This is a genomic window from uncultured Mailhella sp. (assembly GCF_947631555.1).
Lineage (GTDB): Bacteria > Desulfobacterota > Desulfovibrionia > Desulfovibrionales > Desulfovibrionaceae > Mailhella.
On sequence record NZ_CANRLT010000051.1, the window covers coordinates 1 to 17,930 of the forward strand.

General features: G+C 55.3%; 14 protein-coding genes and 4 tRNA genes. 4 read left to right on the top strand and 14 right to left on the bottom strand.

The genetic code is table 11. The features are described 5' to 3' along the window. Positions 1–665: hypothetical protein (locus Q0Z94_RS07845; RefSeq protein ID WP_298068476.1), on the top strand; the 665-nt coding region annotated here is incomplete at its 5' end. A 244-nt stretch (positions 666–909) separates the two neighbouring features. Here Q0Z94_RS07845 and Q0Z94_RS07850 read toward each other — a convergent pair. The 4 genes from Q0Z94_RS07850 to rsfS all read right to left on the bottom strand — a co-directional run bounded on the left by Q0Z94_RS07850 (position 910) and on the right by rsfS (position 3,324). Beyond that, positions 910–986 (bottom strand) — tRNA-Arg (locus Q0Z94_RS07850). A gap of 147 nt (positions 987–1,133) precedes the next feature. Beyond that, on the bottom strand, positions 1,134–1,361 hold the full coding sequence (locus Q0Z94_RS07855; RefSeq protein WP_298068478.1) for a hypothetical protein: 228 nt from the start codon (positions 1,359–1,361) through the stop codon (positions 1,134–1,136). Between the two features lie 50 nt (positions 1,362–1,411). Next, positions 1,412–2,932: a 2,3-bisphosphoglycerate-independent phosphoglycerate mutase gene (gene gpmI, locus Q0Z94_RS07860; protein WP_298068479.1), complete on the bottom strand. Its 1,521-nt coding sequence runs from the start codon at positions 2,930–2,932 to the stop codon at positions 1,412–1,414. A 2-nt stretch (positions 2,933–2,934) separates the two neighbouring features. Further along, the gene (gene rsfS, locus Q0Z94_RS07865) at positions 2,935–3,324 is read right to left on the bottom strand and encodes a ribosome silencing factor (RefSeq protein ID WP_298068481.1); all 390 of its coding nucleotides are present in this window, start codon (positions 3,322–3,324) and stop codon (positions 2,935–2,937) included. A gap of 447 nt (positions 3,325–3,771) precedes the next feature. Here rsfS and Q0Z94_RS07870 point away from each other — a divergent pair, with 447 nt between their 5' ends. The 3 genes from Q0Z94_RS07870 to Q0Z94_RS07880 all read left to right on the top strand — a co-directional run bounded on the left by Q0Z94_RS07870 (position 3,772) and on the right by Q0Z94_RS07880 (position 4,701). After that, positions 3,772–4,440 carry a histidinol phosphate phosphatase domain-containing protein gene (locus Q0Z94_RS07870; RefSeq protein ID WP_298068483.1) on the top strand — a complete coding sequence of 223 codons (669 nt, stop codon included), beginning with the start codon at positions 3,772–3,774 and terminating at the stop codon, positions 4,438–4,440. Between the two features lie 82 nt (positions 4,441–4,522). Further along, a tRNA-Thr gene (locus Q0Z94_RS07875) sits at positions 4,523–4,598 on the top strand. 26 nt (positions 4,599–4,624) lie between these two features. Continuing rightward, positions 4,625–4,701 (top strand) — tRNA-Pro (locus tag Q0Z94_RS07880). A gap of 101 nt (positions 4,702–4,802) precedes the next feature. Here the strand turns inward: Q0Z94_RS07880 and Q0Z94_RS07885 are convergent. The 10 genes from Q0Z94_RS07885 to Q0Z94_RS07930 form a co-directional block, all read right to left on the bottom strand. Continuing rightward, complete coding sequence (locus Q0Z94_RS07885; RefSeq protein ID WP_298068484.1) at positions 4,803–5,726, bottom strand: glycyl-radical enzyme activating protein; 924 nt, start codon at positions 5,724–5,726, stop codon at positions 4,803–4,805. A 76-nt stretch (positions 5,727–5,802) separates the two neighbouring features. Then, positions 5,803–8,295, bottom strand: a complete 2,493-nt coding sequence (locus Q0Z94_RS07890; protein WP_298068486.1) for a pyruvate formate lyase family protein — start codon at positions 8,293–8,295, stop codon at positions 5,803–5,805. Positions 8,296–8,391: 96 nt separating this feature from the next. Then, a complete protein-coding gene (locus Q0Z94_RS07895; RefSeq protein ID WP_298068488.1) occupies positions 8,392–10,266 on the bottom strand; it encodes a TRAP transporter large permease subunit in 1,875 nt (624 codons plus the stop codon). A gap of 241 nt (positions 10,267–10,507) precedes the next feature. Beyond that, complete coding sequence (locus tag Q0Z94_RS07900; RefSeq protein WP_298068490.1) at positions 10,508–11,521, bottom strand: TRAP transporter substrate-binding protein; 1,014 nt, start codon at positions 11,519–11,521, stop codon at positions 10,508–10,510. A 64-nt stretch (positions 11,522–11,585) separates the two neighbouring features. Beyond that, positions 11,586–12,416 (bottom strand): amidohydrolase family protein, encoded by an 831-nt coding sequence (locus Q0Z94_RS07905; protein ID WP_298068492.1) that lies wholly within the window; start codon positions 12,414–12,416, stop codon positions 11,586–11,588. A gap of 33 nt (positions 12,417–12,449) precedes the next feature. Then, positions 12,450–13,640: an aldehyde ferredoxin oxidoreductase N-terminal domain-containing protein gene (locus Q0Z94_RS07910; RefSeq protein WP_298068494.1), complete on the bottom strand. Its 1,191-nt coding sequence runs from the start codon at positions 13,638–13,640 to the stop codon at positions 12,450–12,452. 257 nt (positions 13,641–13,897) lie between these two features. Then, positions 13,898–15,640 carry a sigma 54-interacting transcriptional regulator gene (locus tag Q0Z94_RS07915; protein ID WP_298068496.1) on the bottom strand — a complete coding sequence of 581 codons (1,743 nt, stop codon included), beginning with the start codon at positions 15,638–15,640 and terminating at the stop codon, positions 13,898–13,900. Between the two features lie 472 nt (positions 15,641–16,112). Next, positions 16,113–16,189 (bottom strand) — tRNA-Met (locus Q0Z94_RS07920). A gap of 88 nt (positions 16,190–16,277) precedes the next feature. Further along, the gene (locus tag Q0Z94_RS07925) at positions 16,278–17,084 is read right to left on the bottom strand and encodes an undecaprenyl-diphosphate phosphatase (RefSeq protein ID WP_298068498.1); all 807 of its coding nucleotides are present in this window, start codon (positions 17,082–17,084) and stop codon (positions 16,278–16,280) included. Between the two features lies 1 nt (position 17,085). Further along, a complete protein-coding gene (locus tag Q0Z94_RS07930; RefSeq protein WP_298068501.1) occupies positions 17,086–17,685 on the bottom strand; it encodes a TetR/AcrR family transcriptional regulator in 600 nt (199 codons plus the stop codon). Positions 17,686–17,930: the final 245 nt, after the last annotated feature.

Here is a 17,930-nt window from a genome sequence, read left to right on the forward strand (position 1 = left end):
TGGCAACCCCCTGGGTGGAGACGGAACTGCTTGACCCCGTGCAGGCAAAAACCTTTCTGCCGGATGGCCGCACGGCTGCCCCGGAACTCATTTCCGTGGACATGAAGGGACTGGATGAAGCAGGCACCCGCGCCGTGCGCCGGCTGGTGGTTGACCTTCTGACGCTTCGCCCGCGCTGTCATGCGGTGCTGGAGTACGGACAAAACCATGCGGGCACGTTGTGGCTGCGGCGTCTGCCTGAGGATGTACGCAGCCGCCTGCACGCGGCGGAGTTTCTGCCCCTTGCCGCACGGCGGGATCTCTTCTGTACCTCCGCGCTGCACCTCTGCCCGAACGAAAGGGACGGGCTTTTCCCCGGCAGGCTGGAAGCCATGAGCTGCGGCGCGCTCCTGATGTCGCCGCTGTCAGAGGAAGGGTTTTTGAAGCCGGGTATCAATATGTTGCCATTCCCGCAGGACAGTCACCGAAAGCGGTTTGCCGCCGTGCTCCATGCGCTGGAACACGCCCCTGACTATGCGCCGCTGCGCACCCGCGCCCGGCAGGATGTGTTGGCGGCCTATGCCCCTGAGCTTGTCCTGCCTGCCCATGCGGCCATGCTCATGGAAGCGTATGCGGCACACAGGGCAGAGGGAAGAAGCCTTAAGGGTCTGTCATTTCCTGCGTAAAAGACGGAACGACAGAGAAGCAACAAGAATTGTCTTCTCTCCCTCTTGACGAGCAACGGCTATCTCGAAAACTTAAATCAAAAAAACTGCCAACGTATTTTTTGTTTTGGCACGTTCTCATTTCGTGTGCGGAAGATTCTTATATTTTATGCGCCCTCATGAGGTTTGGAAATAAGGTTGGAAAATAAAAAACATACAAAAAGAGGTCAGGTGTCTTTATGCACCTAACCCCTTGATTTTATTCTGGTGCGCCTGGCAGGATTCGAACCTGCGACCCACTGCTTAGAAGGCAGTTGCTCTATCCAGCTGAGCTACAAGCGCATGGCTGTTTTATAGGAAAGGAAGTCTGGCAGGTCAAGCAAAATGTCGATGCCGCCATGCCGCGTGGCTGACCCGCTGCGCTGTCATCAGGGCAGAGCCGCCTGCCGGGGCGCAGGATTCTTTCTCCAGCGTGGAAAGAACACGGTTCTAATAGCTGGGGTCGACTGCCGCCTTGCCGTCTCCCAGGATGGTCATGACATATTGAACGGTGCGCTCATCCACGGGGACGATGGGGAAGGCGTTGCGGCAGGCCCCGCAGGTCACGTTCATGGGACGCGTCGGCGCGACGAGAACCACTTCATTCTGGCAGTAAGGGCAGACGTAGACGAAAAGCATGGCCAGGCCTTCGGGTTTTACGGGATCGGCAACAGGCATTTCCAGAACTCCAAAAAGAGGAGCCTGCCGTGAGGACAGGCTCCGTGTTGTCAGGCAAGCAGAACGTTTCCCGTCATTTCGGCGGGGACAGGCACGTTCCACAGCGTCAGCAGCGTAGGCATGATGTCCGCCAGCTTTCCGTCCTTGAGCGCATGGGGCTTCCCGTCCTCGATGAGAACGAGAGGCGTTTTGTTCAGCGTGTGGGCCGTGTGCGGACGTCCCTGTTCATCGAGCATGGTTTCTACGTTGCCGTGGTCGGCGGTGAGACAGAAGATCCCTCCTCTGTCCATGACAGCCTTCTCGATGCGCGCAACGCAGGCGTCCACGGTCTCACAGGCCTTGATAGCGGCCGGTATGACGCCGGTATGTCCCACCATGTCTGGATTGGCGAGGTTGCAGACCACAAAGGAATATTTTCCGGAATTCCAGGCGGCCAGGAGTTTTTCCGTGACTTCTTCCGCGCTCATCTGGGGCTTGAGGTCGTAGGTCGGGACATCGCGGGGAGATTCAACGAGGATGCGATCTTCGTTTTTAAAGGGGACTTCGCGGCCGCCGCTGAAAAAGTAGGTGACGTGGGCGTATTTTTCCGTTTCCGCGATGCGAAGCTGATTCAGTCCCAGCTCCGAAACGACTTCACCCATCGTGTGCAGGATGTTTTCCTTGGTGAAGGCAACGGGTACGGACAGTGAAGCGTCGTAGGAAGTCATGGAAGCGACGCCGGCCAGATCGGGCACGGTTCCGCGCTCGAACATGGCAAAGCCGGTGTCGGTGAGCGCATGGACGAGTTCCCGTCCGCGGTCGGCGCGGAAATTGAAGCAGAACACGCCGTCGCCGTCGCGGAAGGCAGACTCGCCGTCCGAAAGCAGGATGCGCGGCTTCAGAAATTCGTCGGTTTCATCATGGGCATAGGCGTTCAGTATCGCGCTTTCAACGCTGTCAACGTGTTCGCCTTCACCGTGAACCAGCATATCCCAGGCAACTTTGACACGCTCCCAGCGCTTGTCGCGATCCATGGCATAGAAGCGGCCAATGACATCGGCGAGTTTGGCGTCATGCTTTTCGAGGGCGGGAAAGAGCTGCCGCACGAAGTCAAGGCCTGAGCGGGGCGGCGTGTCGCGGCCATCGAGGAAGGCGTGGACGAGAGCCGGAACCTTTTCCCGGTGTGCAAGTTCAAGTAACGCTGTAAGATGATTGATGTGGCTGTGAACACCGCCGTCGGAAAGCAGTCCGCAGAAGTGCAGGCGGCCGCCGCGGGCGCGGACTTTTGCGCAGAGTTCAACGAGGACGGGATTCTTGAACAGATCGCCTGTCTCGATGGCGAGGTCAATGCGGGTCATGTCCTGATAGACAACTCGGCCCGCGCCGATGTTCAGATGTCCCACTTCGGAATTGCCGATGAAACCGCGGGGCAGGCCGACTTCGAGACCCGAGGCGTCCAGACGGCCCATGCCGGGAAGGGACAGAAGACGGTCGAGCGTGGGAGTCTTTGCCAGATAAGCCGCATTGCCCGGCCCCGCAGGAGCCAGCCCGTAACCATCGAGTATGAGGAAAAGCAAAGGTCTGAAAGCCAAGGTCAGTTCTCCTTTCCGTCCGCTGCTGTGGCAGGCAGCGGGGCTGCGTCTCTCCAGAGTCCTTCGAGGTGGTAGCGTTCACGGGCGGGCTGCTGGAAAATATGGACAATGATGTCGTTGAGATCCACAAGTACCCATTCGCCTTCCTGATAGCCTTCGGTGCGCAGGATCTCAAAGGTTTCCTGCTTGCACATCTCCGTCAGTCCGTCGGCCAGACTGCGGGCGTGGCGGGCTGACGAGGCGGTCACGATGATGACGGCTTCCGCCAGCGGATTTTCCGCAGGCAATCGGAAAGAGGTGAGATCGCGGCCCTTGTGCTCCTGAAGCCAGTGTTCCATAAGTCCGGCCTTCTGGAGCGCGGGAAGCGTGGAGTATTTTTTTTCTGTATTCATCAAAAATTCCTTTGTGGCTTGAAACCTTCCCTTTCAGGAGAAAAAGAGTAGTTGACAAGACGGCGAAGCCGATGAAATCTTTTTCCGTAATCCCTCCCTCCCTTAACCGCCGGAGGCGCGAGCGTCAGCGAGCTGATAGCGCAGGCGGCGTGTTTGTCCGGCTCTGCCGGCAAACATGGTTACGCCGCCGAAGCGGGGAGGGGAGAGGCAATCCGCACGACCCCTATCCGTCGGTTGCGGAGTCAGTCGGCGGATGGGGCGACTGTGGATTGAAACATGATACTCCTCGGTATCTGCGATTGTGAAAACTCAGTCTACACGAATTGCGTCAGAAGCGCAAATGCGGGAGAAGTGCCGAAGCCGGGCTTTTCCTTTCCCGTTTTTCCTTCTATACTCAGTCTGCGGACTGCGGCTGAAATTTTTCAGCCGAACGCTTCAGGAGGCGGAATGATCGATTTCCATATTCGGATTCATGCCGGGGAAGACGGGCTGGATGTCGCCTCGGCCCTGCGTCGGGCTGCGCTTGCCGGTCTGCGTTTTGCAGGCCTGCTCATGCCTTCGGACGGGGATTTCGCGCCCGTTCTTGCCGCAGCGGAACACGTCCGCCGTCTGAGCCTGTACGCCGGTATCGAGGCCGTTGTGGGGGTGGAACTCAGGCATGTTCCGCCGGCGCTTCTTCCCAGTGCCGTGCAGGAAGCACGAAGGGCGGGTATAGCCCTCATCGCGGTCTACGGGGAAAGCATCGTGGATCAGGTGGCTGAAGGAACGAATTTCGCCGCCGCGGAAGCTGGTGCGGATCTGCTTTTGCACCCCGGACTGATCGACGAGGAGACCGCCCAGCTTGCGGCGGAAAAGGGCGTTGCCCTGGAGCTCACCGCAAGTCCGGGACATGGCCTGACCAATGCGCGTGTGGCAGCGCTGGGAGTTCATGCAGGCTGCCTCCTGGTGCGCGGGAGCGGAGCATCGTCCGCCCGTGAGCTGCCGAGGCGGAGCTTCTGGCCGCTTGTTGTCCGGGGCGCGGCCTGGAGCCTGGACGGACAGGCTCAAAAGATGCTTGAAACCGTTCTGCGGGAAAGCGAGGAGGCATTGATCCGGCGTGTCATGGCAAAGGGCTAACGGGAAGAAAATTTTCGATTTTCCGTTTTTTCACTTGACGGACAGAGGGTGTTTGGATAGCTTCACCTCTGCTTGGAGAGACGCTCATGTAGCTCAGTTGGTAGAGCGCATCCTTGGTAAGGATGAGGTCAACAGTTCAATTCTGTTCATGAGCTCCACCTGATTTCTCTTCAAGACCCAGTGTCGGGATGTAGCGCAGTCTGGGAGCGCACTTGAATGGGGTTCAAGGGGTCGCTAGTTCAAATCTAGTCATCCCGACCAGAAATTTAAGGGGAGCCGCGGAACATGTCCGCAGCTCCCTTTTCTGGTGGTGTCTGCAGTCGTCCAGTCGCAGAAGGTATGGGGGCAGCGCCGCGCCAGCATCATTCCCGTCTCTCGAGGGATGAAGGAAGGATACGGCCTGCCAGAGCCTGAAGAGAGCTAAAGGAAGTCTCATCGAGTGCGGCATCGCCCATGGGATAGTCCTTGCCGAGAAAGCGGTATTTGGATTCTCCCATTTTGTGGTAGGGAAGCAGCTCATAGACATGCGCCCCTACATCGCGGGCAAAGCCGGCAATGGCAGCGATTTCCTTTTCCGTATCGTTGAAGCCAGGGATGACAGGCGTGCGCAGATGCAGCTTCAGATCGGGAAACGCCTGCCTGACTTTTTGAATGTTGGAGAGAATGCGTTCGTTTGACTGGCCGGTGAAGGCCTGGTGTTTTTCTGCATTCAGGCTTTTCACATCCACGAGAAGATAGTTGAGCAGCTCCGCTGCGGCCAGGAAGGTTTCTTCGGGGCAGCAGGCACAGCTTTCCATGGCACGGTGTATGTGCCTTTCTTGTGCTTCCCGCAAGAGAGCCAGAGCGAATTGGGGCTGAAAGAGCGGTTCGCCGCCGGACAGTGTGAGACCGCCGCCGGATCGGGCATAGAACAGAGAATCCTTTTCCACATCGTCGAGTATATCCCCGACGCAGCTTTCACCACCGTAACGGAACATAGCAGCGGCAGGGCAGATATGGACGCAGGCGGCACATCCGATGCAGTGTGCATGATCCTTGTGCAGACCTTGGGAATCAAGGCTCAGCGCGTGCTGGGGACAGACCTGTACACAGCTTTGGCAGCCGATACACAGCGTGTGATTCCAGGCGATGTCGGGAGCTGCCCTTTGCGATTCGGGATTGCTACACCAGCGGCAGCGCAAGGGGCATCCCTTGAGGAAAACGATAGTGCGTATGCCCGGGCCGTCATGTACCGAGTATTTTTGAATGTTGAAAACAACGCCTTTTTCCAGAGCGTTTGCTGACATGGCAAGTCTCCATGAACAGACCGCCGCTTCTTCCGTCCGGAAGAAATGTGACGGAAGAAGCGGGCGTTTGCAGGTGTCAGATGGAGGTTTGTTCCGTACGGCTGATGAGGTCGTTCTGCAAGTCGCGGGAAAGCTCCGTGAAGTAGGCACTGTAGCCCGCGATGCGGATAATGAGGTTGCGGTAGCGCTTGGGATCCGCTTGTGCGGCCAGCAGCGTGTCACGGTTGATGACGTTGAATTGCAGATGCCACAGCTTGAGATCGCAGAACACGCGGATGAAGCTGACCAACTTTTCAGTGCCCGCATCGCCTTCCAGACACTTCGGCGAAAACTTGATGTTCAGCAGACGAGCGGCACGCTCGTTATAATCCCAGTTTTTGGTGTTGTAATTTGAAATAATGGACTGCGTAGGGCCTTTGAGATCGGCCCCCTGTGCGGGAGAGGAACCATCAGAGAATGGCATCCACGCCTTGCGGCCGCAGGGCAGAGCCCCCACTTCCTTGCCGTGGGGCACGTTTGCCGTCACGGACACGGTGCGGATATCAATGTGCAGACCGGTTTCCGGTGCGTACTTATGGCAGTACTCCTGAGCGGCGCGATCCACGGCAAGGCCGATGGAATCGGCGTACATATCATTATTGCCAAACTTGGGAGCGCGCGTCAGACGCAGCCGCAGGGCCTCGTGACCTTCAAAGTCGTCATCCAGAGCACGCAGAAGTTCATCCATGCCGACGGAGTGTTCTTCATACACGCATTTCTTGACTGCGCTCAGAGAGTCCACCAGAGTGGCAAAGCCGATGATGTCCACAAAGCCGAGATCGATGCCTCCGGGAATCTTTTCATCTGTGTGCAGATCCATGCAGGAAGCCATACACAGATCGTGCAGGCAGGAAGCCAGCGGACCGGCAAAGTGGCGGGCACGGGTGTGATGGATAACGCACTGTTCCACATAGGAAGCGGCCAGCAGATGATCCAGTTGCCTGAGGTACGCCTGCCAGAAGTCTTCCCAGCAGGTGAAGGTTCTGGGGTCGCCGGTTTCCAGACCGATAAGCTCCTCCCCATATTTTTTCATGCGGCCGTTGCGCAGAACCATTTCAAGCGCTGCGCCCAGATTCACCTGTCCGCAGGAGCTGGTCATGGTATCACGGTTGGGCATGCGTATCTCGGCGCAGCCGGAGGCCGTGTAGTCGAAAATATCACCCAGAGGTGCGCCCTTGGCAAGATGCAGAGGAATGATCTCTTCATCGTTGAACAGCTTGGGATACCCCTGTCCCACCTTGATGGTTTCCGCGATCTCCCAGAGAAAGCGCTGCGGTGAACGGGAGTGGATACGCGTGGCAAGGTCGGGATAAGGCATGGGAGAAGCCTGACGGGATTTCAGGATGAGGTAGGACAGTTCATTGGTGGCGTCCTTTCCGTCCCGCGTCTGTCCGCCGATGGTCACGGCTTCCCAATGTGCATAGCCTTCCTGAGTGGCCAGTCCGCCTGGGGAAAGTGAGATGTCGGTAAACTGGGCCATACCTACCCACATGCAGTCCAGCATTTCCAGAACTTCGTCATCAGTGATTGCGCCGGACTCGATATCCTGCTTGTAGAGTCTGTAGAAATACTGATCCATACGCCCGTTGGAAATGATGGTGCCGGTACGCTGTTCCAGACGGGAGAACATCTGGGCAAACCATTGAGCCTGCACCGCTTCGCGGAAATTGCGGGCCGGAAATTCCGGAACACGCTCGCACCGTTCGGCGATCTGCAGAAGTTCCTCCCTGCGTACAGGGTCTTTTTCTTCGGAGGCCATGCTTCGTGCCAGTTCCGCATGGCGGTGCGCCCAGACGACGATGGCGTCACAGGTGATAATGACGGCTTCAAGGAAGGGACGTTTTTTCAGTGTGTCCATCGGACTGAGCGGGTCAAGGGCGTCAAGCCTGGCCTGTGCATCCGCCTTGATGCCGGCAAAACCACGGTCGATAACTTTGGCATAGTCCAGCACCCACTGCTGACTGGAACGGTAGGAAGCGTTCTCGCTGACAACAAAACGTGTCTTGATGCCCAGTTCATCGTTGTAAGCCAGACGGTGGACTTCGGGAGGCAGGGAACGATTGAGATCCTCATGGAAGGTCTTGCCTTTCCAATACGGCGTGATTTCATGACGAACCTTTGCGGCGACATCGGGAGAAACGCTTATTGGGGCTGCGGTCTTTGCCTCGGCCAGAGCATCAAGAGCGTCAGCCATAAAGTCACCGTCCAGTTCGGGATACAGGATACCATAACGGCCTGTGGTGCCGCAGCGCCCGGCGAGGAGCTGCCTGTAGTCGATGTGAACGGGGATATGTCTGGCGATATTCATGAGGGCCTTGGCCCAGCGCAGTTCGAGGGGTTGGCCTTCGGTCTCCTTCATGGATTGGGTGAAGAGCAGGGCACGGTCGGCATCGATGATGGGAGCCATGCCGTCGAAGGTCTCCAGAATGTCGAAAAGTCTTTCATGCTTGGACCGGTTGGGATTGTCTTTACCGGCGGCCTTGTCCTGAAGGATTTTTTCCTGAGGGGAAAGTGCACAGCAGCAGCTCATGGTTGACTCCTGTAAAGAAAGCAGTTTTTTTATCTGCCGTTGAAAGGAGGTGGAAGAGGGGAAAGCGTTTTGTATCTGTCCGCATGGGCCGGAACGTCACATCATACGGTTCGGCAGGAACAGAGACAGTTCCGGGATATATGTGAGCAGGAAGAGTACTGCGATCATGAGGACGACCATGGGCAGAGCTGCTTTTGCAACCACTTCCACCTTGAGTCCGCTCACCGCGCTGCCGACAAAAAGGTTGGTGCCGACAGGCGGAGTGATGAAACCAATGGCCAGGTTTACGGTCATGATAATGCCGAAGTGTACGATGTCCACTCCCAGTTTGACGGCGATGGGGGCCAGTATGGGCGTAAGAATGATGGTCGCCGCCGCAGGCTCCATGAGAGCGCCCACCACCAGCAGAAAAAGGTTGATGAGCAGCAGGACAAGGTACTTGTTGCTTGCGACGGAGAGAATGGCCTTGGCGATGGTTTCCGGCACGGATTCCAGGGCGAGCAGATAGCCGAAGCTGCTTGCCATAGCGATGAGGAAAATGATGACCGAACTTGTGGTGCAGCATTCCACACAAACGCTGAAAAAGTTTTTGCGCGTGATGCCTTTGTAGATGAATGTTCCCACGAACAGGCCATAGGAGGCGCTGATAGCGGCTGCTTCAGTGGGAGTCATGATGCCGCCGTAGATACCGCCAAGGATGATCACCGGTACCATGAGTGCCCATTTGGCTTCCCAAAGCGTACGCAAAACCTGCCGGAAGGGGAGTTTTTCAGTATTGCCCATCCAGCCGTGCTTTTTGCTGATCCACCAGCTGTAGGCCATGAGTACGCAGCCTACCAGAATACCGGGAATGATACCGCCCATGAACAGTTTGCCTATGGAGGCCTTTGCAATGACGCCGTATACGACCATGGGATTGCTGGGCGGAATCATGACACCGATGGATCCGGCACAGGCCACCAGAGCCGTGGCGAAGCGCTTGTCATAGCCGCGTTCCACCATGGCGGGAATGGTAATGGCGCCGATGGCTGCAACAGTGGCGGGCCCGGAGCCGCAGATGGCAGCGAAGAACATGCAGGTGACCACTGTAGCCAGCGCCATGCCTCCCACAGCCTTGCCTACCAGCATGTCGGCCAGATTCACCAGTTGGCGCGACAGACCTCCTGACCTCATGAATACGCCCGCCGCGACAAAGAAGAAAATGGACATGATGGTAAAGGAATCCAGTGCGCTGAAGCAGGTAGGGGCCTGGGTGGAGATGTGCAGAAAATCCGAATTGTACAGAGCCGCCATGGCCGAGAAGCCGAGAGTGACGGCTATGGGTACACCAAGGAGCAAACAGAGGAACATGGTACAGCCGAGTACGGTGACGATTTCCAGTTCCCACTGGTCGATGATGGGCACGGACAGGATCAGACCAACGGCCAGAGCTATGAGAGAATCAAGCAGTCCGGTTTTGCGGATCTGTCGGATGAGGTTCTGGATAAGCCGGATGCTCATAAGGACAAAGCTGATGGGCAGGACAGCATACGGGAAGGCGTAGGAAATGCCCATTGCAGGGGAGAATTGCGGTTTGGCAATCTGCATCATGGACAGATTGTAGCAGAGATAGGCCAGTACACCGGTGAAGACAAGAAACAGTGCTTCGTCCAGCACCCAGAGCATGTTTTGGATGCGCTGGGGCATGGCGTCGAAGAAAAGGGTGATGCGGATGTGTGCGCGTTTTTTGATGATCAGGGGGATAGAGAGGTAAGAGAGCCAGATGAAGCACCATATGGCCAGCTCTTCCACTTCAGCCGTGGAACCTGCCATACCGAAGAGGTTGGTGGCAATGTAACGGAACAGTACCTGATAGGTGATGAGCGCCACAGCCATCAGCAGCGCAATGACAAGAAACGGCTTTTCAAAGTTTTCGTCGAGCCAGTGCAGGATGCCGCTGTTTCCGGCGCTGTTGAGGGTAGAGGCGGTCATGTTCAAAAAACTCCTTTCAGAGCGTTGACTGGTGAAACGGTTTTCCGCTTGCAGATGCTTCTGTCAGGCGAAACATGTTCTTCTGTGAGTTCGGCAACGAGAAATGGGGTATTTCCGAGCTGTTGAGGAGTAAGCAGAAAGCGGGTTTTGCGAAAGGCTTCGGGGGGCTGCCGGTGCAGAATAATTCCGCACCGGCAGAGAAATGGATCTGAAACCGGGAAGGCTTCGAATCCTGTGGAAGTTACTTTTGAGCGTCCCTGATAAGCTGAATCATCCTGGGATCAAGCTGAGGGCCAAATTCATCCCATACGGCTTTGAATTTTTCATTGAGCGCAGCCTTCTGGGCGTCGTCAAGGAAGTTCACCTTTACGCCGTTCTTCTGGCAGTATTCAAGACCGAGTTTTTCTTCGTTCTCCAGCACTGTCCATTCCCATTCCTGGGCTTCCTTTGCAGCTTCCATGACGGCGGCCTGAATGTCGGCGGGCAGGGATTCAAAGAACTTTTTGCTCATGCAGCCAACATGGATGGGAAAGTTATGCTGCGTGGGGAACATGCAGTGCAGGATTTCGGCACGGCCCCATGCACGCATAGAGCTGTAAGAGAGCAGTTCGCCTTCCACAGTACCCTGCTGAAGAGCCTGATAGACAGCATCAAAGGCCAGGGCGGTGGGATTCATTCCCACGGCCTTGCAGTTGGCGATATCAATGGGAGAGGGAGTGGCACGGATCTTGATGCCTGCAAGGTCGTCCACGGTCTTGACATCTTTTTTCGTGAAAGCCCACGAACGCATGGCAGTGGCATTAAAGATGAAGGGGAACAGATCAACTTCGGCCATTTTTTCTACCAGATACTTGTTCAGGTCACCATAAGCAAGTGCGTTCATATATGGCATCATTTTGGCCGGATCGCAGATATACGGCATGTCAAAGGCCGTAGCGCTCTTGTGGAAACTGGAGAGAATGTTGGTCGCAATGGATGCGACTTCGAGATTACCCTGCTGTACGGCTTCACCGGCCACACGGTCGGAACCGAGTACAGCGTTGGGGTAGATCTTCACCTGGACGCGGCCATTGGTCTTCTGTTCCAGAAGCTCCTTGAATTTTTCCCAGCCCATATAGAACTCGTTGCCTTCCGAGCCGGTATGAGAGACGCGGATAAGGATTTTCTTTTCCCTGGCCTGCGCCTGTCCGGGAAGTACGGTGCCAAAAGTGGCGATGAGAGCGAAAACCAGGCAGCCTTTCAGAAATCTGTTCATGGATTCCTCCGTTAAAATGGTTCGAGGGTGGCTCCAACGGAGCAGGGTTGTTGCTTTTGAAAGATCAGAGGCCAAGAAGCTTTGCCGCATTTACATACATGACATGTTCGCGCGCTTCGTCCGTGAACGGAAGCGTTGCGTACAGCTTGAGCGTATCGGCAATGTGATCAAAGGGATGGGCACTGGAGAATACAGTTTTGGTCATGAGCTGGCGGTTTGCAGCCTGCACATACTGTTCCATGTTGTAGAGCATGGCGCAGGCTGAAAAGTCGATGTACACGTTTTCATGTCTGGTGGCGACGCCGATCATTTCCATAATCCAGGGATAGCCGCCGTGACTGACGATAACGGTCAGTTCGGGGAAGTCTGCGGCCACGCGGTCGATAAGCCATGGCGCATGATGTTCGATGACGACATGAGGCATGCCGCAGGAACAGCCCGTGGTGATGGCAACGGGGACGTTTTCTTCACAGCAGGCGGCATAGAAGGGATAGTAGAGTGCACTGTCAACGTCCACGCCGGACATGGCGGGATCAATGGATGCTCCGCGCACACCGTATTCTCTGATGGCCTGCCGGAAGGCACGCAGTGCCTGCATACGGAGCAGAGGGTCGATGCCGTAGAATCCGGTAAAGAAGTCGGGATACTTCTGAATACTTTCCAGCATACCGGGATTGGTTGACGCCGTATCCACGCTGGAGTGTATGTCGCGGCCGGTGACCACGGCATGGACGACGTCGAGATCACGCAGCATGGCGACTTCCTCGTCAAGCGTTCTGGCAGGGCGCTGGTCGAAGTGCGTGGATGCGCTGAAGGACTGGTAAAGCGGATTGGTAAGGATCCCCTGAAGGGTTTCGTGCGTTGCAGGGCGAAAACGCATATCGATGATACTCATGAAGAAAACTCCTTGTTTTGTATACTGTGCAGGTTATCTGTATCCTGAGGCTTCGGCTTCGGCCCAATTGTTGAACGCCTGTTCCTTGTTCAGTGTGTCGGTGCCCATGCGGAGCAAAGTATCCCTGTTCCAGGCACCTCCGTAGACGGCTTCGGCAAGGTCGGCCATGAGATTCAGTGCCTTGTCGTGTTCTTCAGGCCGCAGCGCATGTGGACAGAGTCCCATGCTGTCGAATGCGGCTATGGCCCTGTCGTTCTGATGTATTTCCGGCAGGTGCTGATGCGGGGGAAGAGAAAAGCTTTTTCGGGATATTTCCAATAGGTGTCTGCGTAGCGTTGCTTCATCGGAAGCTGTGAAAGGAAGAAGTTCGGGATCGCAGGCTGTCGGACAGAGGCCAAGATCGGTGCAGATCTTTTCCAGGCTTGAAGAGGGCGGCGTCTGCTCGATACAGTCTCGGCAGAGGCTGGCCTTTGCGTAGGGAGTGTTCTGCAATTCGGCATGGAGGCGGGCACAGCAGAGCAGGCATTCCGTATCGTGGCAGATACTCTCGGCTTTGTTGCCCGAAGCCTTGGGGGGAAAAAAGGGAGAACCTCCGCGCAGGACGATGGCCCGCACGCCCTTGGACGCCATGACGGAACAGAGGCCACGACCGGGAATGTTTTTGAGAATGCCTTCTGAAGCACCAGAAACGAGCAGCGAGGCATCGGGACTGCGGAAGAGAGCGGCATGTCCCCAGGTGATGATACAGGCGTTTCTGCCAAAATGCTCCTGAAGACCTTTATGCAACGCGTAACTGCCTATTTCCTCGGGGTTGACGGAAGGCATGAGGTCGTCCAGTGTGGCCAGAGACACCCGTCCCCGATCCAGAACCAGGACATGCTGCCTTGTGTCGGCGGGCTGACCTTCAAAAATGGCAAGGCGTATATTCATGGCGGCCATGAGGCGTGAGGCGCGGCTCATGAAACGTACGTTTTCCAGCCGTCCAGTGGACGGACTTTTGGCTCCGAGGAAAATTTCGTCAAAGCAGGAAAGAGGGTATCCTGCAAACATGCCAGGAGCCAGCACCATGACGTTTTTCGCACAGAGCGGATCAGCGCCTGGATCCATTTCCGTATAGAGAATCTGACTGATCAGTCCACGGCCGCCGAGACTCCAGCGTTCTCTGGGAAGATCTAAAATCCGGACGTTGCCGGTGGACATGTTGACACGGACATATCGATACATGAGACACGTTTCCTGTTTCTGAGAATCTGCCTTTGGAGAAGCAAGAATCGTGCCAAAATGATAAATTTTATAATGTCTTGAAAATAAAAGAGGTTAGAAGAATTTCGAATGGATATTCTTTTTTAAGTGTAGCTAAAAGATACATGTATCTTTATAACATGTATCAATAGAATACAAATATATCATCTTACTTCCTTTATGGTTTGAGACCTCGGCCTTCAGGCCGATAGAACCCCACCCCGCCCTGAAGGGCTTTGCTACATTATTGCTTTTTTTGAACGCCACATGCCCGGTGTCATGCCCATCTGTTTGACCTTACGATAGAGAACGCAGCGGGCTATGCCCAATTTTGAGGCTGCCAGGCGGAAGTTACCCTGCGTCTCACGCAGCATTTCCATGATTGTTTCCATTTCCTGAGTCTTAAGCACACTGCTTCGAACGGTATGTCCGGGGAGGGCTGGTTCCTGTGTGCGGTATTTAAGAATATGGGCAGGCAGATCAGAGAGCTGTATAAGAGCCGAGGATGCTATGTTGATGGTGCGTTCGATCACGTTCTCCAGTTCACGGACATTGCCCGGCCAGTCGTAGAGCGTTAGAGCCTCCAGAACTTCTTCCGTGAACCTGGCGTCGGTGCGCCCCAGAGCATGAGAGAATTTTTCAAGGAAAAAATTGGACAGCAGGCGGATGTCTGTTTTTCGGTCCCGCAGTGGTGGAATGGTGATGGAAAGGACATTCAGCCTGTAATACAGGTCGTTGCGGAAGGTTTGCTGACCCACTGCCTCTTCGAGGTTGCGATTCGTCGCAGCCACGACACGGATGTCAATGTGTTTTGCCGTAGTGCCTCCGACGCGCACGACTTCATTTTCCTGGAGCAGTCTCAACAGGCTTGCCTGTGCATCAAGGGGAAGCTCCCCGATTTCGTCAAGAAAGACGGTACCGCCGTCTGCCAGCTCGAATTTGCCGGGTTTGCCCTGTTTTCTTGCACCGGTAAATGCCCCGTCTTCATAGCCGAACAGCTCACTTTCAAGAAGTGTTCTGGGAATGGAGCCGCAGTTGACCACCACAAAGGGACCGTTTTTACGAGAGCTGGCATTGTGAATGGCCTGGGCAAAAAGTTCTTTTCCTGTCCCCGATTCTCCCAGAATCAGTGTTGTGATATTGCTCTGCGAAGCTTTCCGGGCCAGGCGTAGTACTTCCCGTATGGCGGTGGACTCTCCCACGATATTTTCAAAGGAGTACACAGCGCCCTGACTCATCATGCGGGCAGCGTATTCTCTCATGCGCTTGACGCTGCGCAGAGTGATGATGGCTCCACCATTTTCAATGGGCGAACAGGATATCGCGTATTGAAACACACCGTTGGGCAGGCGGAGAGTCACTTCCCTGTCGTTGATGCGATGCTGTGCGGAAAGTACATCGGTCAAATCGCTTTTCTCAAGTGGAAGCAGTTCGTGGACTGGAAGGCCAGTGAGTCTGTTCTGGGCGGAGCTTCCGCCGGGGGAGAGCATGGAGCGCGCTTTTTCATTCAGGGCGCGTACTTTGTTCCCACTGTCGAGGATCAGAACACCTTCATCCAGAAATTCCAGCATGGCGTTCTGTTCCTTAAGCAGCAGTCGCAGGCGCAGTTGTTCGGAGACGGAGTATGCGGCCGCTTCTACCAGACCGATAGTGTGGTAATGATGGTTTTGCGCACGGGTAGAAATGTTAAAAATGCCTACGAGGTCGTTTTCGTTGAAAATGGGCGCGCTGCAGCAGTACCAGCCGAGAGCGTCGCCGTAGTAATGTTCTGCGCCGATGATTTCTATGGGACGCTTCTCAATGAGCCCCGTGCCGATGCCATTGGTGCCGGAGTGTTCTTCTGTGGCAAAGAAGCCCCGCTGAAAGACAGGCAGTGCCTTGATGTCCTCTTCGTGTCCTACCGTGTGCAGAATGAGTCCTGTACTGTCGGACAGCCCGATGACGCTATGTGCTGCACTGATGGAGGAAAACAGTTTTTCCATGAAGGGAACGGCGCTTTCAAGCAACTCTCGATTGCGTATCAGTGCGCTGGCCAACATTTCGGCTGAGATCGGACCTTTCGCTTTTCGATGTGTCGAGGAGAGTCGGCAACGCTGCCATGAGGCCAGAATGAACGGGCGGATAAGCGATGTATCGATGGGGAGATTTTGCTTAAATGCTTCACGAAGTTCTAGGAGCCTGTCGTGGGGATACCTTTCATTGGACATATTTTCCTCCCGAAAAGCGGCATGTGCTGAAGAATAAGTCCACGGCAGCTTTTCTACCCTCATACGTCTACCTCTACTATGATCAGTTAGAAAGGTAAAGGTGAAGCTCTCTCGAAAAAAGTACTTCAGGAATGAGATTGTCTCAATAACTATTTTAAATTTATTGGGCAAAAAGAAAATCCCAGCTTTGATTTGGGAGCTTTTAACCCAAAAAAGGTGAACAGCGAACTGTTCACCTTGTGTATTCTGGTAGCAAGGGGGAGATTTGAACTCTCGACACTACGGGTATGAACCGTATGCTCTAACCAACTGAGCTACCTTGCCGTGTGCGCCGAGAGAGCGGCGCAAAACAGGTAATATAGGAAACGGCAGCGCTTGGCAAGCATTTTTTTTTCCACCTTGGGGAATTTTTCTAACCGGCAAGAAAGAGATAGACGGGTATGGCCAGAAGCAGGCGGTAGATGGCGAAAGCCTTCAGCGTGTATTTTCCCAGAATTTTTATGAAAAATCGAATGGCAATAACAGCGGAAACAAAGGCTGCGGCCGAACCGGCAAGAAAGAAGGTGAGGTCGTCTGCCGTCAGGAGCGGCAGCGAGCGCAAAAGATCATAGCCCGCGGCTCCTGCGATGATGGGCACGGCCGCAATAAACGAATATTCTGCCGCCGTCTTTCTTTGCACACCGAGTATCATGCCGCCCATGATCGTGGATGCAGAGCGGGAAAAGCCTGGCCAGAGGGCAAGACATTGGAAGCAGCCTATGCCAAGGGCCTGAAGTGCGGTGATATGATCCAGATCACGGGAGCTGGGGACCGCCCACGAACGCGAGACGTGCCGTTCGACGGCGAGCATCAGAACCGCTCCGGCGACAAGTGCGGCGGCAACGGACAGGGGCGTGAACAGGGATTTGATGAAGTCGTGGAGGCACAGGCCCAGGAAGGCCGCGGGGAACGTCGTGAGCAGAAGCAGGCTCAAACCGCGGATACCGGAGAAGGCGGCATTGGAATCGGGACGAAGCAGGGAGAAAAAGCGTTTTCCATACAGAAGCACAACGGCAAGAATGGCTCCCACCTGAATGACTACCTCGAATGTGTCGGCCTTCGGCCCCAGAAAGTCCAGCAGATGCCCGGCGATAATGAGGTGCCCGGAAGAGGAGACAGGAATAAATTCCGTGAGGCCTTCCACAAGGCCGAGAAGCGATGCCGTGGTCAGAGAGTCCATGTCAGCGCTCCGGTTTGAAGGAAATAGCTCTGTCCACGAAGGCGAGGGTTTCCGTATAGAATGTCTGGGAATTGCCGTAGGTATAGGGCGTCAGAAAACGGGTGCGGTTGGCGCCGACGAGCAGCCCCACGATGATCTGTGCCGTGCTGATGGCGGAAAGCGGCTGAATGCTGCCGTCGTTTTGTCCACGTTGGAGTTGAGCTTCGAGGATGTGGTGGACTTTCTCGAATTCCTTGAGCATGACTTCCCGTTCCGCGCTGGGCTTCATGTCGGTATAGGGAGAGCAGCGCACGAGGACGAGCCAATTCGAGCGCTGGTCGATGGTAAAGTCGAGATAGGCTCCGCAGAAGTTGAGTACGCCGGTGCGTCCGTCCGGGGAATCCTCAGCGGTCTTGCGCAGTGTTTCGATGAAGTTCTGAAGAACGTCCATTCCTGCGGCGAAAAAGAGCTTTTCCTTGCTGCCGTAATGATGGGTGAGCAGGCCCAGGGCCACGCCAGCTCTCTCCGATATTTTCTTGAACGTGGTCTCGGCAAAGCCGTATTCGCCGAACAGCTCTTTCGCTGCCTGGAGAAGGGCGTCTTTTTTAGGGGAACGTCTCATGCGTACTCTTCAGAGTTAAAAAAAGGTGTGGCGGTCGCGCACGGAGAAGAGCATTGCACGATTATTTCCTTAAAGGCAAGCTGTTTGTTCAGACTTTTCCCCAGGCAAAACTGACCGCAGAGGGAGTTTTTTCTGTTTTCCGTAAAGGCTTCGTTATGGCGGACAGTCCGAGAGTATCACTTTAATAATGATAAAAGTTCTTCGATCTTGCCGTTAACGCGAAATCGCTGAAACAACGCCAGAGA

Excerpts from the sequence above, each read along its gene's own strand:
- Q0Z94_RS07855 (WP_298068478.1), bottom strand. The coding sequence starts at position 1,361 with ATGCCTGTTGCCGATCCCGTAAAACCCGAAGGCCTGGCCATGCTTTTC.
- rsfS (WP_298068481.1), bottom strand. The coding sequence starts at position 3,324 with ATGAATACAGAAAAAAAATACTCCACGCTTCCCGCGCTCCAGAAGGCC.
- Q0Z94_RS07870 (WP_298068483.1), top strand. The coding sequence starts at position 3,772 with ATGATCGATTTCCATATTCGGATTCATGCCGGGGAAGACGGGCTGGAT.
- Q0Z94_RS07885 (WP_298068484.1), bottom strand. The coding sequence starts at position 5,726 with ATGTCAGCAAACGCTCTGGAAAAAGGCGTTGTTTTCAACATTCAAAAA.
- Q0Z94_RS07890 (WP_298068486.1), bottom strand. The coding sequence starts at position 8,295 with ATGAGCTGCTGCTGTGCACTTTCCCCTCAGGAAAAAATCCTTCAGGAC.
- Q0Z94_RS07895 (WP_298068488.1), bottom strand. The coding sequence starts at position 10,266 with ATGACCGCCTCTACCCTCAACAGCGCCGGAAACAGCGGCATCCTGCAC.
- Q0Z94_RS07900 (WP_298068490.1), bottom strand. The coding sequence starts at position 11,521 with ATGAACAGATTTCTGAAAGGCTGCCTGGTTTTCGCTCTCATCGCCACT.
- Q0Z94_RS07905 (WP_298068492.1), bottom strand. The coding sequence starts at position 12,416 with ATGAGTATCATCGATATGCGTTTTCGCCCTGCAACGCACGAAACCCTT.
- Q0Z94_RS07910 (WP_298068494.1), bottom strand. The coding sequence starts at position 13,640 with ATGTATCGATATGTCCGTGTCAACATGTCCACCGGCAACGTCCGGATT.
- Q0Z94_RS07915 (WP_298068496.1), bottom strand. The coding sequence starts at position 15,640 with ATGGAAAAACTGTTTTCCTCCATCAGTGCAGCACATAGCGTCATCGGG.
- Q0Z94_RS07925 (WP_298068498.1), bottom strand. The coding sequence starts at position 17,084 with ATGGACTCTCTGACCACGGCATCGCTTCTCGGCCTTGTGGAAGGCCTC.
- Q0Z94_RS07930 (WP_298068501.1), bottom strand. The coding sequence starts at position 17,685 with ATGAGACGTTCCCCTAAAAAAGACGCCCTTCTCCAGGCAGCGAAAGAG.